At 60.8% G+C, this 13686-nt stretch carries 13 protein-coding genes and 3 pseudogenes; 5 read left to right on the top strand and 11 right to left on the bottom strand.

What is annotated here, in order from left to right:
• Nucleotides 1-16: 16 nt before the first annotated feature.
• From NSQ78_RS20355 to NSQ78_RS20320, 8 genes and pseudogenes are all read right to left on the bottom strand, one after another.
• A pseudogene (locus NSQ78_RS20355) lies at nt 17-1329 on the bottom strand (replication-associated recombination protein A).
• Nucleotides 1330-1490: 161 nt separating this feature from the next.
• Nucleotides 1491-2015: pseudogene (locus NSQ78_RS20350) on the bottom strand (DUF3422 family protein); the annotation flags it as partial.
• Between the two features lie 181 nt (nt 2016-2196).
• Nucleotides 2197-2595, bottom strand: coding sequence for a VOC family protein (locus NSQ78_RS20345; protein ID WP_024957960.1), 399 nt, complete (start codon nt 2593-2595; stop codon nt 2197-2199).
• A gap of 43 nt (nt 2596-2638) precedes the next feature.
• Nucleotides 2639-3748 carry an S-(hydroxymethyl)glutathione dehydrogenase/class III alcohol dehydrogenase gene (locus NSQ78_RS20340; protein ID WP_024957959.1) on the bottom strand — a complete coding sequence of 370 codons (1110 nt, stop codon included), beginning with the start codon at nt 3746-3748 and terminating at the stop codon, nt 2639-2641.
• A gap of 59 nt (nt 3749-3807) precedes the next feature.
• A complete protein-coding gene (locus tag NSQ78_RS20335) occupies nt 3808-4080 on the bottom strand; it encodes a metal-sensing transcriptional repressor (RefSeq protein ID WP_050426966.1) in 273 nt (90 codons plus the stop codon).
• Complete coding sequence (locus tag NSQ78_RS20330) at nt 4017-4907, bottom strand: carbon-nitrogen hydrolase family protein (RefSeq protein WP_024957958.1); 891 nt, start codon at nt 4905-4907, stop codon at nt 4017-4019. Before NSQ78_RS20330 ends, NSQ78_RS20335 begins: the two co-directional genes overlap by 64 nt.
• Nucleotides 4904-5512 carry a GNAT family N-acetyltransferase gene (locus tag NSQ78_RS20325; RefSeq protein WP_024957957.1) on the bottom strand — a complete coding sequence of 203 codons (609 nt, stop codon included), beginning with the start codon at nt 5510-5512 and terminating at the stop codon, nt 4904-4906. The genes NSQ78_RS20330 and NSQ78_RS20325 overlap by 4 nt, the downstream gene beginning before the upstream one ends.
• Before the next feature lies 1 nt (nt 5513).
• Entirely contained in the window at nt 5514-5921 is a 408-nt protein-coding gene (locus tag NSQ78_RS20320; protein WP_024957956.1) for a ketosteroid isomerase-related protein, read from the bottom strand.
• Nucleotides 5922-6075: 154 nt separating this feature from the next.
• On the opposite strand from NSQ78_RS20320, the gene NSQ78_RS20315 reads away from it, so the two are divergent.
• Nucleotides 6076-6981, top strand: coding sequence for a LysR family transcriptional regulator (locus NSQ78_RS20315; RefSeq protein WP_024957955.1), 906 nt, complete (start codon nt 6076-6078; stop codon nt 6979-6981).
• Nucleotides 6982-7077: 96 nt separating this feature from the next.
• Here the strand turns inward: NSQ78_RS20315 and NSQ78_RS20310 are convergent, their stop codons facing one another.
• The gene (locus NSQ78_RS20310) at nt 7078-7707 is read right to left on the bottom strand and encodes an IS30 family transposase (RefSeq protein WP_024957954.1); all 630 of its coding nucleotides are present in this window, start codon (nt 7705-7707) and stop codon (nt 7078-7080) included.
• Nucleotides 7708-7876: 169 nt separating this feature from the next.
• Between NSQ78_RS20310 and NSQ78_RS20305 the strand changes: the two genes are divergently transcribed.
• Nucleotides 7877-8620: an SDR family oxidoreductase gene (locus NSQ78_RS20305; protein ID WP_033835953.1), complete on the top strand. Its 744-nt coding sequence runs from the start codon at nt 7877-7879 to the stop codon at nt 8618-8620.
• Between the two features lie 160 nt (nt 8621-8780).
• Here the strand turns inward: NSQ78_RS20305 and NSQ78_RS20300 are convergent.
• A pseudogene (locus NSQ78_RS20300) lies at nt 8781-8945 on the bottom strand (LysR family transcriptional regulator); the annotation flags it as partial.
• 144 nt (nt 8946-9089) lie between these two features.
• Between NSQ78_RS20300 and NSQ78_RS20295 the strand changes: the two are divergent.
• The 3 genes from NSQ78_RS20295 (at nt 9090) to NSQ78_RS20285 (ending at nt 12620) form a co-directional block, all read left to right on the top strand.
• The gene (locus NSQ78_RS20295; RefSeq protein ID WP_024957952.1) at nt 9090-10079 is read left to right on the top strand and encodes a zinc-dependent alcohol dehydrogenase family protein; all 990 of its coding nucleotides are present in this window, start codon (nt 9090-9092) and stop codon (nt 10077-10079) included.
• A gap of 417 nt (nt 10080-10496) precedes the next feature.
• On the top strand, nt 10497-11975 hold the full coding sequence (locus NSQ78_RS20290) for a SulP family inorganic anion transporter (RefSeq protein WP_033834881.1): 1479 nt from the start codon (nt 10497-10499) through the stop codon (nt 11973-11975).
• 111 nt (nt 11976-12086) lie between these two features.
• On the top strand, nt 12087-12620 hold the full coding sequence (locus tag NSQ78_RS20285) for an arsenate reductase ArsC (RefSeq protein WP_072167338.1): 534 nt from the start codon (nt 12087-12089) through the stop codon (nt 12618-12620).
• On the opposite strand, the gene NSQ78_RS20280 is transcribed toward NSQ78_RS20285, so the two are convergent.
• Nucleotides 12581-13666, bottom strand: a complete 1086-nt coding sequence (locus NSQ78_RS20280; protein ID WP_033834879.1) for an ArsO family NAD(P)H-dependent flavin-containing monooxygenase — start codon at nt 13664-13666, stop codon at nt 12581-12583. The two genes, NSQ78_RS20285 and NSQ78_RS20280, sit on opposite strands and share 40 nt — an antisense overlap.
• Nucleotides 13667-13686 lie beyond the last annotated feature (20 nt).

Below are 13686 nucleotides of genomic sequence, written 5' to 3'. Positions count from 1 at the left end.
TTCGGGGGGATGTCGGTCAAGCGTCCGGGCTTGGCGGCGTCGCGTCATCGAGCGAGCGCAGCCAAGCAAGCCTTTCTCCCAGCCTTCGCTCGACGCCCTGTCCGTTGGCTGGTACCAGCCCGGCCGCGCCACGCCCTCGGGAAAATAGGTTTGCCCAGCGGCATAGCCGTTGGGCTCATCATGCGCGTAGCGGTAGCCTTCGCGATAGCCCATCTGCTTCATCAGCTTCGTCGGCGCATTGCGAAGATGGAGTGGCACTGGCTGGGAACCGCTGCGCTTGACGAATGCCTTGGCCTGATCCCAGGCCGCATAGGCGGCATTCGACTTGGGGGTCAGTGCGAGGTAAGTCACCGCCTGGGCCAGCGGTATCTCACCTTCGGGTGAGCCCAGCCTGTCGTAGGCCAGCGCGGCATTGAGTGCCAGTTGCAGCGCCTGCGGGTCGGCATTGCCGATGTCTTCGCTGGCCATCACCACCATGCGGCGGGTCACCTGGCTTACGTCGCCGCTGCCGTCGAGGATGCGGGCCAGCCAATACAGGGCCGCATCGGGGTCGGAGCCCCGTAGCGACTTGTGGAAGGCTGAGAGCTGCCAGTAGAACTCGTCACCGCCCTTGTCGAACCTGCGCAGCGATGGACTGGTGGACAGCCTGGCAAACTCGCCATCGACCACGGTCTTGCCAGCGCCCGACGCCGCATTCGTCACCTGCTCAAGCAGATTGAGGAAGCGCCTGCCATCGCCATCGGCAAAGCCCTTGAGCAGGTCAAGCGCGTCCGCGTCCAGCGTGACGCCCTGGAGATGCGGCAGTGCGCGTTCGTAGAGCTGGTTCAGTTCGTCGCTGGACAGCGGTTCGAGGGTATAGACCTGTGCGCGCGAGAGCAGTGCGGAATTGACCGCCAACCCCGGATGCTCGGTCGTCCCCCCCACCAGGGTCAGGAGACCGGACTCGACATGGGGCAGCAGGGCATCCTGCTGCGCCTTGTTGAAGCGATGGATCTCATCGACGAAAAGCACCGTCGATCGACCATGGTTGTCCAGTTCAGCCTGGGCCTCGTCGATGGCTTGCCGGATGTCCTTCACCCCGGCCAGCACGGCCGAGATGGCGATGAATCGGCTGTTGGTCGCACTGGCGGCCAGGCGCCCCAGGGTGGTCTTGCCCACGCCTGGCGGCCCCCAGAGGATGAACGAGTGCAACTTGCCCGCCTCGAACGCGAGACGCAGCGGCTTGCCGGGGCCGAGCAAGTGCCGTTGCCCAACGAATTCATCCAGCGCCTTGGGCCGCAGGAGTTCGGCCAAGGGAGGCTTGGGCTTTGTCGTGAATAGATCGGCCAAGTTCCTCACCCTGGCATCTGTGATAGTTGACGTTCCGATAACGTTGGCACCTCAATCCAGGGAGCCGGATTTGTCCAACGCCGTGGGCTCTTTGTCGGCAATCGCATGCATGATGATGCGAGAGCCGCGGTAGCCGATGCTGTGGTTCCATACCCAGCTCAAAGCGACGCTGAGCCGTTCTCCACCAGCGAGTAGCACAGGCTGGCAGGATCGAAGCGATCGACCTCCTTCTCCGTTTCCTGCGTCCACGGAAGAAGTCTCAAACGGATGCCGGATACGACCGGGCCGGGAGGAACAAATCCATGCTTGAACGGATTTTCGCCGCACGGCTCTCCCGTCTCGGAATCCAGCGAAGCGCACCAGAGATACGTCGAGAACTCGGTGTGCTTTTCGCAGTGCAGGTCTCCTTCATCCCATGTCACGCCGTGAAGCGGCGTAGCATGGTCGGGTTCGGCAACGCCGAAGCGATGGGACAACTCGCTCATCGCCATCTGATCCCTGGCCTGGTCGCCTTCGGTCATGAAAGCGAGCTGCAATATGCCGCGGGGGGCCTGAATCAACAGATGCGGGCGCGCGTGCACTTCACCCGCGGCGGCAGCACGATCGGTATAGGCCGGCATGCCGTACACGGTGGCGGTCGCAGTGGGGTGTACGGTCGTCGTATTGATGTTGGCCGGCTCTTTCACAACGACCTCATTTCTTCTTGGTGAAAAAACACGCTTCAAAGCAAATGCCCGCAGCCATGCGTTTGGCACATGGCTGCGGGCCATCTTCATGAGCGGGCACCGCTCTACACGGTCCGTCCAATAGGCTGGCCGTCTAGAGGCTTGTGCTGGCCTTTTCAGAACGCCCTCAGCTTCCGGGCTTTCAGACGAAGGTGTACGCGCAGACCTTGTTGCCCGCCGGATCACGCAGGTAGGCCGCATAGGCACCCGGCAGGTGGCCACGCGGGCCGGGCTGGCCCTCGTCGGTACCGCCTGCGGCAAGGCCGGCGGCGTGGAAGGCGTCCACTTCGGCGGGAGTGGCGGCCGCAAAGCCGACCGTCACGCCGTTGCTGGAAGACGCTTCACCATTGCCCGGACGGGCGATGATGAAAGCCGGCTTTTCGCGACCGAAAAGCACCCATCCGTTGCCGAAAGGACCGAGGTTCTTGATGCCGAGAGCACCCAGAGCGGCGTCATAGAACGCGGTCGACTCCTGGAGGTCGGCGGCGCCGACGAAGACGTGCGAGAAGATGCCGTCGCCGGAAATGACAGGATTGGACATGGTTGATTTCCTTGGTGGCTGATGTTGAATGGATAGTGGGTGATCAGTAGTGGATCACCGTGCGAATCGACTTGCCTTCATGCATCAGGTCGAAGGCCTTGTTGATGTCGTCCAGGCCCATGGTGTGGGTGACGAACGGGGCGAGATCGATCTCGCCTTTCATTGCGTCTTCCACCATGCCGGGAAGCTGAGTGCGGCCCTTGACCCCACCGAACGCCGAACCCTTCCAGGTGCGACCGGTGACCAACTGGAACGGGCGGGTCGAAATTTCCTTGCCAGCACCAGCCACGCCGATGACGATCGACTGGCCCCAGCCGCGGTGGGCAGCTTCCAGAGCCGAACGCATCACGTCGACGTTGCCGATGCACTCGAAGGTGTGATCGACACCCCAGCCGGTCATCTCGATCAGAACCTCGTGAATCGGCTTGTCGAAGTCCTTCGGGTTGAGACATTCGGTCGCGCCGAAGGTACGAGCCAGTTCGAACTTCGCCGGATTGGTATCGATGGCGATGATGCGCCCCGCTTTGGCCTGGCGTGCACCTTGAATCGCAGCCAGACCGATGCCGCCGAGGCCGAAGATGGCCACCGAGTCGCCGGGCTGTACCTTGGCCGTGTTGTGCACGGCACCGATGCCGGTGGTCACGCCGCAGCCCAGCAGGCAGACGTGCTCGTGGTTGGCGTCCGGGTTGATCTTGGCCAGCGAGACTTCGGCGACGACCGTGTATTCGCTGAAGGTCGAGCAGCCCATGTAGTGGTAAACCGGCTGACCGTTGTACGAGAAGCGAGTCGTACCATCGGGCATCAGCCCCTTGCCCTGGGTTGCGCGAACCGCGACACACAGGTTGGTCTTGCCGGACTTGCAGAACAGGCACTCGCCGCATTCGGCGGTGTAGAGCGGAATGACGTGATCGCCAGGCTTCACGCTGGTCACACCTTCACCCACCTCCACGACGATACCCGCACCTTCATGACCCAGCACGACCGGGAAGATACCTTCGGGGTCCTCGCCCGACAGGGTGAAGGCGTCGGTATGGCAAACGCCGGTATTCGTGATCTTGATGAGCACCTCGCCCTTGCGTGGTGGCTCGACGTCGATCTCGACGATTTCCAGCGGCTTTCCTGGCCCGAAGGCTACTGCTGCACGTGATTTCATGATGTCGCTTCCTTTACTGCCTAACTGAATTTGCCCTCATCGAGGGCACCCTGGTGCCTCTATCGCAGATAGGAGCGGACGATAGAGATGGTCTCGTCAATGGACTTGTTCTGCGAATCGCTCCTGATTTCGCTACTGGGAAATTCTTCCCGCAGATAGCTCTCCAGAACGGTTTCCATCCATCCGTTGACTGCTCCACGAACGGCCGCAAGCTGCTGAGCAGCTGCAGGGCATTGCGCACCTGCATCAAGCGCTTGCTCAAGAGTCGCTAGGCGACCTGATGACCCGAGTGGCGAGCTTTCCGCAGTGCAGGCAACATCTGTCCGTCCCAGTCACGATCGACCGCAACCTGGGCCTGTTCTTGGTTTCGTTCCAGTGCCTCAACGTCAAGATCACTGATCGCCCATGTCTGCGTGCCGCAAGTAGTCGCGAGAATGCCGTCCTCGGGGAATCCACGATCCATGGGTGCATAGATCGTGGCCTCGCCAGTGTTCGTGTCCAGCGCCGGACTCCAGTCAGCGGCTCCCGTCGTCACGGCCTGTGCGACGAACATCCGGTTCTCCAGTGCCCGCGCCATGCAGCCCACACGAACCCGGGTTGCACCTGCCCTCGTGTCCGTACAGCTCGGGACCAACAGCAGGCGTGCACCCGCCTCTCGCTGGGCTCGCACGGGCAATGGAAACTCACTGTCGTAGCAAACAGCGATGCCGGCACGCACGCCATTCAGGTCGAACACCTTGAGTTCGTCGCCCCCCTCGATGACGCCAGTGTCTTTCTCGAACCCCGTCAACTGCAATTTGTCCTGGTAATCACGCGTGCCGTCCGGCGCAAACCACCACGCGCGGTTGCGATAGCGATCCGGTCCAACCCGGGTCAAGAACGTACCAGCCTGAATGGTCATGCGCAGCTCGCGCGCCAGGTCGGTGTACAGGTCCAGCCACGCAGGCTGCAAGGCCTGCAGCGCGGCCAGCGAGGCGTTGAAATCCTGGCGGATGCCAGGCTCGAACATCGCAGCCAGTTCGAGGGACAGATATTCGGGCAACACGGCCAGTTCCGCTCCGGCACGGCTCGCCTCCTCCAGAACCTGCCGCTGCCGCGCTGCGAATGCCTCGAAGTCCGTGGGCTGACCCACGGCGTATTTCGCAACTGCTACTTTCATTTCGCGTTCTCCAGGGGGCGCAGCCACATCGTGAGCGTCTGCTCGGTTTCGCTCGGCTCACCCACCTGTTTCCAGGGCAGCGTAACCTTCATGTCCGACTGCCGCACGTAGCCACGACGGGTCCAGAAGGGATCATTACTGCGGTAGTTGGAAGGACGCCGGGGATCGTCGTCTGCTCGATCCACCGACGCGAACGATGTCCACTGCATGCCCCCCAACGAACGGGCATGCGCTTCGCGTTCGTCAAAGAAGCGATGGCCCAGGCCAAGGCCCCGGAAGGCCGGAAGCAGGACTGATTCGCCGCAGTAAAACACTGTCTCCATCGGGATTCCTCGATCGGCGAACGGCACGTGGAAGGCCGGCTCCGCATCGCCGAGCGGCAATCCCGTGGACGCACCCACGACCACGTCATCAGCGAGCGCGAGTACCAGCAGGCTGTCTGCCGAACGGGCGTACATAGCGAGGTAGTGCTTCTCGTATTCGGTGTCGCCCTCGTACAGGTAAGGAAAGCTGCGGAAGACGCTCGCCCGCAGGCCTGCCACGGCATCGAACCATTCGGCAATGTCCGGACCACGACGAACCAGCACCTGCACGTCGCTGGTCATCTCAGGCGTCCCCTCCAACCTGTGCGATCCAGTCGCCGAGGTTGTAGTAGTTGGTGACACGAGCGATCTTGCCATCGCGGATGTCGAAGAACGCGCCACCCGGCAGCACGTAACGCTGGCCCTTGGCTTCCGGCAGCCCGTCGTCCGTCACTTTGTATTCGCCATGCACCACGTACTCCGCGCCTGCGCGCAGGCCGTCGGCGCTGACCATCACCACGATCCCGCGCAGTTGCTCGCCATAGCAGCGGTCCATGCGCTGCAGGAAGGCGCGGAAGGCTTCGCGACCGACCTCACGAGCGCCCTGGTTCAAGTCGTGCGCGACGTCATCGGTCAACATGGACAGCATGGCCTCGCGGTCGCCGCGGTTGAAGGCGTCGTAGTAGGCAGTGATGAGAGTGGCAGCGTTCATTCGCGTTCCTTATTGGGTTGTTCGGAGCGGAGCATTCCGGGGTGCTGTTAGTCTGGGCAACCGCTCCCCGCTTGTACATGGAATTGTTTCGATTTTATAATTTCACAATCTGGAACAATCAACGAGCAGCAGAACCGGCCATGAGGCGTGCGTCATGAACAAGGAAATGGAACTACTGCGTATCTTTCGGGTGGCGGCCGAAAGCAGCAGTTTTCGCGATGCGGCCGCCCGGCTGGGGACTTCTCCGCAAGGTGTAACCCGTGCCATCCAGCAACTGGAGCAACACTACGGCGAGGTGTTGTTTCATCGAAGCACGCGCCAGGTGCGCATCACCGCCTTCGGCGAAGGGCTGCTAGACCGAGTGCGCCCCGCATTGGAGCAGTTCGAGGATCTGTGGCGAACGCCTGGCTCCGACCAGCAGGCCTCTCTGTCCGGTACGGTTCGCATCACCGCACCGCACAGCCTGGGCACCAGAGCGGTGCTACCGGCACTGGAGCGCGTGGCCGAGCGTCATCCGGGCATCACGCTGGATGTGCGCCTGTCCGATCGCATCAGCAATACGGTTGACGAAGGGATTGACGTCGGGATCAGGGTCGGATTCATGCGCGATAGCCGCTTCGTCGCACGCAAGGCCGCCGACATGCGACTCCCCATCGTTGCCGCTCCGCGCCTGATCAAGAAAGTGGGCGTACCTGCAAAAATCGATGCGCTAAGCAGCCTGCCAGTTACCGTGGCCTTGGATATCAATACCGGCCGTCCCTGGCCTTGGCACTTCAAGGCGGGACGCCAGTGGACACCTACCGCACCCACTCTCGTCGCCGACAATGCCGACATGGAAATGGGAGCGGCGCTGGCCGGGATCGCGTTCGCGCAACTGGCGGACTACATGGCCGCCCCCTACATTGCCAGCGGGAAGCTCGTGCAAGTGCTGGAGAACGAAGAACCTCCGGCATGGGGGTTGTACGTCTATCGGCCTCAGCGTGGCCCAATTCCGGGAAGGGTTCGAGCGGTATTTGATGAAATGCTGGTCGCCGTTGGATCGTTGCCAGCTTTGCCCTGACGCGTCGCAAGACTCTGTAGGGCACACACCTTGAAAAGCGGGGCACTGAGGCTCGGTGGCTCACCCCTCCGGTTGAATGGTAATCCCCCGGCGAATTCAACGTTGAAGTGCAATGTGGTTGGGGTTGAAGAATACCTCGCTTGGGGTTAGGTAGCCGAGCCTCTTTCTGGGCCTGTCGTTGAGACGATCCTCGGCGGCTTGTAGCTCTTCCATGGTGATGGTCGAGAAGTCGCGGCTGCGCGGGAAATACTGTGGCAGCAGGCCGTTGAGGTTCTCGTTGCAGCCGCGTTGCCACGGGCTGTGCGGATCGGCGAAGTAGATCGCAGCCTTGAGTGATCTCTCCAGCCTGCGGTCCTCGGCGAACTCGCTGCCTCGATCGAAGGTGATGGTGTGGATGTAGTCGGCCAGCCGATCCATGCGGCACTCGATGGCTTGCGAGACGGCATCGGCGGTGCCGTCCGGACTCCAGGTCAGGCGCACGAAGCCGCTTCGCCGCTCGACCAATGTGATCACCGCGCCCGTGCCGCGTGCGGGACGCACCGAGTCGCCTTCCCAGTCGCCAATGCGGCTTCGCTCGGCGACTTCAGGCGGTCGAGCCTGAATCGGCTTGCGGTCGGCGAAGCGGCCCGTGCGGCGCTGGCCGTAACCGCGACGCCGCTTCGGTTGCCGCAAGTGCGAGTGCAAGCCGAGCTCGCGTGCATACCGGTAGACCGTCGTGTGGCTCACCTTGCCGGCTTTGAGCGGTTAAGCATGTTGCCCTCCTATTTGTTCCATATTCAGGAATAGCTTAATCCAATAATTTCCATTTATTGAGATCAATCATGGGGCTAAGATTTGTTCACTGCCAGGTTAATCAGCCATGGCGAAATACAAACCCGCCGATGAGGTTCTCAACATGAGCAATAACATTTCTGGAAAAGTTGTCGTTATCACCGGCGCCAGCAGTGGCTTGGGTGAAGCGACTGCACGCCACCTTGCTGCGCTTGGCGCGCGCGTAGTGCTGGCCGCACGCCGCAAAGATAAACTCGACGCATTGGTGACTGAGCTGACCAATGCAGGTGGTCAGGCAATCGCGTATCAGACCGATGTCACCTCTCAGGAAGAAGTCAAAGCGCTCATTCAAGGTACCGTGGACACCTACGGGCGCATTGATGTACTGGTCAACAATGCCGGGCTGATGGCGATTGCACCGCTCAGTGATGCTCGCACTGACGAGTGGGATCGCATGATCGACATCAACATCAAGGGGCTGCTGTACGGAGTCGCGGCTGCATTGCCGGTCTTCCAGAAACAAAACAGTGGCCACTTCATCAACATCGCATCGGTTGCAGGCCTGAAGGTATTCAGCCCTGGCGGCACGGTGTACAGCGGCACCAAGTTTGCTGTACGGGCCATTTCCGAAGGACTGCGTCACGAAGTCGGTGGCAGCATTCGCACCACGACTATCGAACCGGGTGCTGTGGACTCCGAGTTGAAATTCGGCAGCACCCACCAACAGAGCCGCGATTTCGTGGTGGACTTCTACAAGCATGCAATTCCCGCTCAATCCGTCGCTCGGGCTATCGCCTTCGCAATTGAGCAGCCTGCTGAAGTGGATATTAACGAGATCGTTCTGCGCCCAACGGTGCAGGAATTCTAATGAGCTTAGGGCCTGCCGCTTCGGCGTCAGGCCCCGCTTATATCGAGTGAAAAGCTGTGTGAATCGCCCCCTGGTTCTGTAGTTACCAGATAACCGCGTTTGGCCGGTTTGAGTTTGTTGCATCAGATGGGTGTCGGCCAATAGCCGCCATTGTGTTCCCGGTGAGGCTTTGCCTGCGCGTAGTCCGATGCAGCAAGGAAACCCCCAGGTGTTGTTCGAGCATTTTTACCTGCTTTCCCACCAACTGAGGGGATAGGTTGAGGTCATCCGCAGCAGGGCTGAATGATCCCAGCTCTGACGAACGTAGCCATCTGGGTCGGGCGATCCATTAAAAACTCTCTGTTTCAAATATTACGTCATAGTAGGCCTTTATCCGCTACCAACCAATGATTACATTTTATTCACTCTTCGATTAGCCGCAGACCTTTCCTGCGCACTTCGAAGCCCATTCAAAAACGAGGTATCCGCAATGGCACGCATTGTCAGAATCCATGAATACGGTGACGCCAGTGTTCTGAAGCTGGAAAATTTGGACGTATCGGCACCGGCGGCAAACGAGGTGCAGATTGGCGTCAAAGCGATTGGCTTGAACCGAGCCGAGGTGATGTTTCGCAATCACGCATACCTACAGGAAGCCGAGTTCCCTAGCCGCCTGGGCTACGAGGCCGCAGGCATCGTGGTTGCAGTGGGTAGCGCAGTAACCGGGATCAAGGTGGGTGATGCAGTCGCTCTCATCCCGCCTCTGGACATCGCCCGTTGGGGCACCTACGGAGAGCTGGCCAATGTACCTGCTCATCTGGTGGTGAAGAGCCCCGAGAGGTTGTCCTTTGAAGAGGCTGCTGCGTCCTGGATGCAGTACGTCACCGCCTGGGGTGCACTCATCGAGCAGGCCAAACTCGGGCAACACGACTTTGTCCTTGTCACCGCGGCATCAAGCAGTGTCGGTCTGGCTGCCTTCCAGATAGCACGCATGGTCGGCGCCACACCAATTGCAATCACGCGAACCCGTGCGAAGAAACAGGCCCTTCTGGATGCTGGTGCCGCGTATGTGATCGTGAGTGACGAAGAGGATATCGTCGAGCGCGTGATGGAGATAACGGCCGGACAAGGCGCCCGCGTTGTGTTCGACCCGGTTGGCGGGCGGTCCTTCGAGCCCCTCACGCAGAGCATGGCCCGAGGTGGCATTCTGCTGGTATACGGTGCACTCAGCTCGGAACCGACGCCATTCCCGCTGTTTACCGTGCTGGGCAAAAGCCTAACCCTCAAGGGCTATCTCTATGCAGAAATTGTGGCCGACCCAGAAGTCCTTGAACGTGCCAAGGCGTTTATTCTGCAGGGGCTGGAGTCTGGAGCACTGAGCCCGATAATCGCCAAGACCTTCCCTCTGAGTGACATCCAGGAAGCCCATCGTTTCCTTGAGGCCAATCAGCAGATTGGAAAGATCGTGGTGACAGTCTAATCGCCATTTCTGGGGCTGAGAGCAGAATCTTTCGGCCCCAGTTCAACCCGTCCAACTGACCGCTTTTGGCCGATAGCGGACATAGGCCCCGCGGCGAATGTCCACCTCTTCTTTGGCGATTCGGTCAGAGCTCAATTCAATCTGATCAACTGCCTACCAGCTTGTCGACTTCGCCTGCGAAATGATCTTGGGATCTGGGAAGCTACCCTTGAGAATACACCGACGCGACCGCGATGCCGGCCGGATTTCCCCTCAGGCGCTATGCAAGTCTACAATATACCGTCAAGTACCCAACGGATCGGCTAGCGATGACTCCACCCTGACGCTTGATTGAAGAAGCGACCCAGACACATAGGTCTGGAAGGGTGCCTGTTTCTTTCGTTTGGCGCGCACGGCTGTGCGCGGAGATCATTTTCTATGTCTGCAATTTATCCCCTGCGCCAGCAATGGCTCGGTAACATCCGTGGTGACCTGCTGTCGGGCATTGTCGTTGCGCTAGCCCTGATTCCTGAGGCAATCGCGTTTTCCATCATCGCCGGCGTCGACCCAAGGGTAGGTTTGTATGCCTCGTTCTGCATCGCCGTCATCATCGCCATCGCCGGTGGCCGCCCTGGCATGATCTCGGCTGCGACCGGCGCCATGGCGTTGGTGATGGTCACGCTGGTGCGCGAGCACGGCATTCAGTATCTGTTTGCCGCCACCATCCTGGCCGGCGTCCTGCAGATGCTGGCCGGCGCCCTGCGGTTGGGCTCGCTGATGCGCTTTGTGTCGCGCTCGGTGGTGACCGGATTTGTGAATGCACTGGCGATTCTCATTTTCATGGCGCAGCTTCCCGAGCTCATCGGCATGCCGTGGATGGTGTATGCGATCTGTGCTGTGGGTCTGGCAATCATCTACCTGCTGCCGCTGCTGACCAAAGCCGTTCCTTCGGCATTGGTGGCGATCGTGGTTCTCACGGCCGCTTCCATGTATTTCGGCTTCCAGGTACGCACCGTAGGCGACATGGGGGCGCTGCCTGACAGCCTGCCGTCGTTCCTGATTCCGGATGTGCCATTCACCTGGGAAACACTCCAGATCCTGCTGCCGGTTTCGGCGACTTTGGCGGTCGTTGGCTTGTTGGAATCGCTGATGACCGCGCAGATCGTCGAAGACATGACCGATACCCCGAGCCAGAAGAATCGCGAATGTGCGGGCCAAGGCTTGGCTAACACCGTAACGGGCTTCTTTGGGGGCATGGCAGGCTGTGCAATGATCGGCCAGTCGGTGATCAACATCACTTCCGGTGGCCGGGGCCGTCTCTCGTGCCTTGTGGCCGGCGTGGTTTTGCTCCTTCTGGTTGTTTATGGGTCAAACCTGGTGAGTCAGATTCCAATGGCCGCACTGGTCGCAGTGATGATCATGGTCAGCATCGGCACCTTCAGCTGGCGCTCGCTGCGCGAGCTGGCCATTCATCCCAAGAGCTCTTCGGTCGTGATGATTGGCACGGTCATCGTGACCGTGGCTACCCACGACCTCGCCAAAGGCGTGTTGACAGGCGTGATCCTGTCGGCGGTGTTCTTCACCCGCAAGGTCGGCAAGATGCTGATCATCGACGACACCCAGGTCGAGACCGACTCGCGCGTCTACGTTGTGAAGGGGCAGGTGTTCTTTGCGTCTTCTGGACAGTTCGTGAGTAGCTTCAACTATCTGGATGTCCCCAAGGAGGTCATCATCGATCTGAAGGACGCCCACTTCTGGGACGTGACCGCCGTTGATGCGCTCGACCGGGTAGTGATGAAGCTGCGCGAGCACGGCGCGACCGTTGAGGTGTTCGGTCTCAACGATGCAAGTGAGACCTTGGTAGACCGCTTGGGAAAGCATCGTACGCCAGGCGCCACACGGTCGTCGGGTCATTGAACAGATGAGCGAAGCGGGCACCGAGGGGTGCCCGCTTCCTTTTCGGCAGTCATCGAGTTGACATATGGCAAGGCAATACTTCGATTATTCTAGATAAATGGTTGCGATGACATGCGTCCCCTGAATGTTCTGTTCCTTTGCACAGGCAACTCGGCGCGCAGCATTCTTGCCGAAGCACTGGCCAGCCATTTAGGGCGCGAACGTATCCGCGCTTACAGTGCGGGCAGTCATCCCAAGGGCGTAGTTCATCCGGTGGCCCTGCAGGTGCTCTCGGAGATTGGCTTCGACGTTGCCGGACTGTCGAGCAAGCCGTGGGATGCATTCGCAGGTCCGGAAGCACCGCAGATGGATCTCATCGTAACGGTGTGCGATCGTGCCGCGGGTGAAGCGTGTCCCGTGTGGCCGGGCCACCCGGCTACCGCCCACTGGGGCATCCCCGACCCGGCCGCAGTGCAGGGCAGTGCTGATCAGGTCCATAAGGCGTTCCTGAGCACGCTTCACCAGCTCCAGCACCGTCTCGGATTGCTGTTGGCGCTTAAGCCTGAAGCGCTGGACCGCATGGCCCTGCAATCGCAGGTGCGGGCGCTGGGCAATGGCGCCGAGGCTCACGCGCCAGATAACACCGGAGAAGCCTCCCCGATGTAGTCGCTGATCTGCCTTACTGCCTCGCGCGCGTATCGGGTCACCCCGATCAGCGTGGCCGATGCTGCGCCATTCCAGTCGCCATAGCCGAGCAGCCAAACCGATGGCGCTGCGACCGACCGAACCTGGGTGTCATCCACGTCGATCCGACCACGAGCGTTGACAATGCCCAGTCCTTCCAGGTGCGACAATACCGGCCGGAAGCCGGTGCACCAGATCACCGCGTCGAAGTTGCGTTCGCTGCCATCTGCCCACTGCATGCCGGTGGCGGTGAAACGGACGGGTGGCGGCATGGAGACCAGTACACCGCGGCGCCGTGCGTCCACCACCGGCGGCACCATCACGATGTCGCCAAAACCATCCCGCTGAATATCCGGCTCACGTCCTTCCTGCTGAGCCCTCCACTTCTCGGTTGCGCGTGCGAACAGAACGCGCCCGTCGACATCGTCGGCCAGGAAGGCTGGCGCCCGCTGGGTGATCCACGTGGTCTTGGCCACCTTGGAGACCTCGGCCAGAATCTGTGCGCCTGAGTTGCCGCTGCCGATGATGGCCACGCGCATTCCGGCGAAGGGTTCGGGATGGCTGTAGTGGGCCGAGTGCAGCTGCACGCCGCCGAAAGCGTCCAGACCTTCATATCCGGGCGTGCAGGGATGCCGCCACGTACCCGTGGCGCTGATCACTGCACGTGTCTGCCACTGCCGGCCGTCATCTGCTTCCACCCGCAGCCGGCTCCCCGAGCGGCTGATGCGTTTCACCTGCACGGGACGGATGACGGGCAGCGCATACTTATGCTCGTAGCGCGCGAGGTAGTCGAGCACTTCCGCCTGCGACGGGCACGGTTCCCGGGTAGCAGGCATCGGCCAACCGGGAATCGAGCTCCAGCCCGCCGGCGAGAACAGATGCAGGGATTTCCACGCATGCTGCCACGCCCCGCCAGGTGACGTTTCGGCATCAAGAATCACATAGGACAGCCCGCTGCGACGCAGGAAGTAGCCAGCCGAAAGACCCGCCTGGCCACCTCCGATCACCACGACATCGACGCTGTCCATCGGGACTTCCTCATGCTGCA

This window comes from Stenotrophomonas sp. FSL W7-1447, assembly GCF_037966425.1.
In the GTDB taxonomy this organism is placed as follows: domain Bacteria; phylum Pseudomonadota; class Gammaproteobacteria; order Xanthomonadales; family Xanthomonadaceae; genus Stenotrophomonas; species Stenotrophomonas pavanii.
This window is presented reverse-complemented; position numbering and strand designations above follow the sequence as displayed.

Excerpts from the sequence above, each read along its gene's own strand:
- NSQ78_RS20305 (WP_033835953.1), top strand. The coding sequence starts at position 7,877 with ATGAGCAATAACATTTCTGGAAAAGTTGTCGTTATCACCGGCGCCAGC.
- NSQ78_RS20325 (WP_024957957.1), bottom strand. The coding sequence starts at position 5,512 with ATGACCAGCGACGTGCAGGTGCTGGTTCGTCGTGGTCCGGACATTGCC.
- NSQ78_RS20320 (WP_024957956.1), bottom strand. The coding sequence starts at position 5,921 with ATGAACGCTGCCACTCTCATCACTGCCTACTACGACGCCTTCAACCGC.
- NSQ78_RS20315 (WP_024957955.1), top strand. The coding sequence starts at position 6,076 with ATGAACAAGGAAATGGAACTACTGCGTATCTTTCGGGTGGCGGCCGAA.
- NSQ78_RS20285 (WP_072167338.1), top strand. The coding sequence starts at position 12,087 with ATGCGTCCCCTGAATGTTCTGTTCCTTTGCACAGGCAACTCGGCGCGC.
- NSQ78_RS20295 (WP_024957952.1), top strand. The coding sequence starts at position 9,090 with ATGGCACGCATTGTCAGAATCCATGAATACGGTGACGCCAGTGTTCTG.
- NSQ78_RS20290 (WP_033834881.1), top strand. The coding sequence starts at position 10,497 with ATGTCTGCAATTTATCCCCTGCGCCAGCAATGGCTCGGTAACATCCGT.
- NSQ78_RS20330 (WP_024957958.1), bottom strand. The coding sequence starts at position 4,907 with ATGAAAGTAGCAGTTGCGAAATACGCCGTGGGTCAGCCCACGGACTTC.
- NSQ78_RS20340 (WP_024957959.1), bottom strand. The coding sequence starts at position 3,748 with ATGAAATCACGTGCAGCAGTAGCCTTCGGGCCAGGAAAGCCGCTGGAA.
- NSQ78_RS20280 (WP_033834879.1), bottom strand. The coding sequence starts at position 13,666 with ATGGACAGCGTCGATGTCGTGGTGATCGGAGGTGGCCAGGCGGGTCTT.
- NSQ78_RS20345 (WP_024957960.1), bottom strand. The coding sequence starts at position 2,595 with ATGTCCAATCCTGTCATTTCCGGCGACGGCATCTTCTCGCACGTCTTC.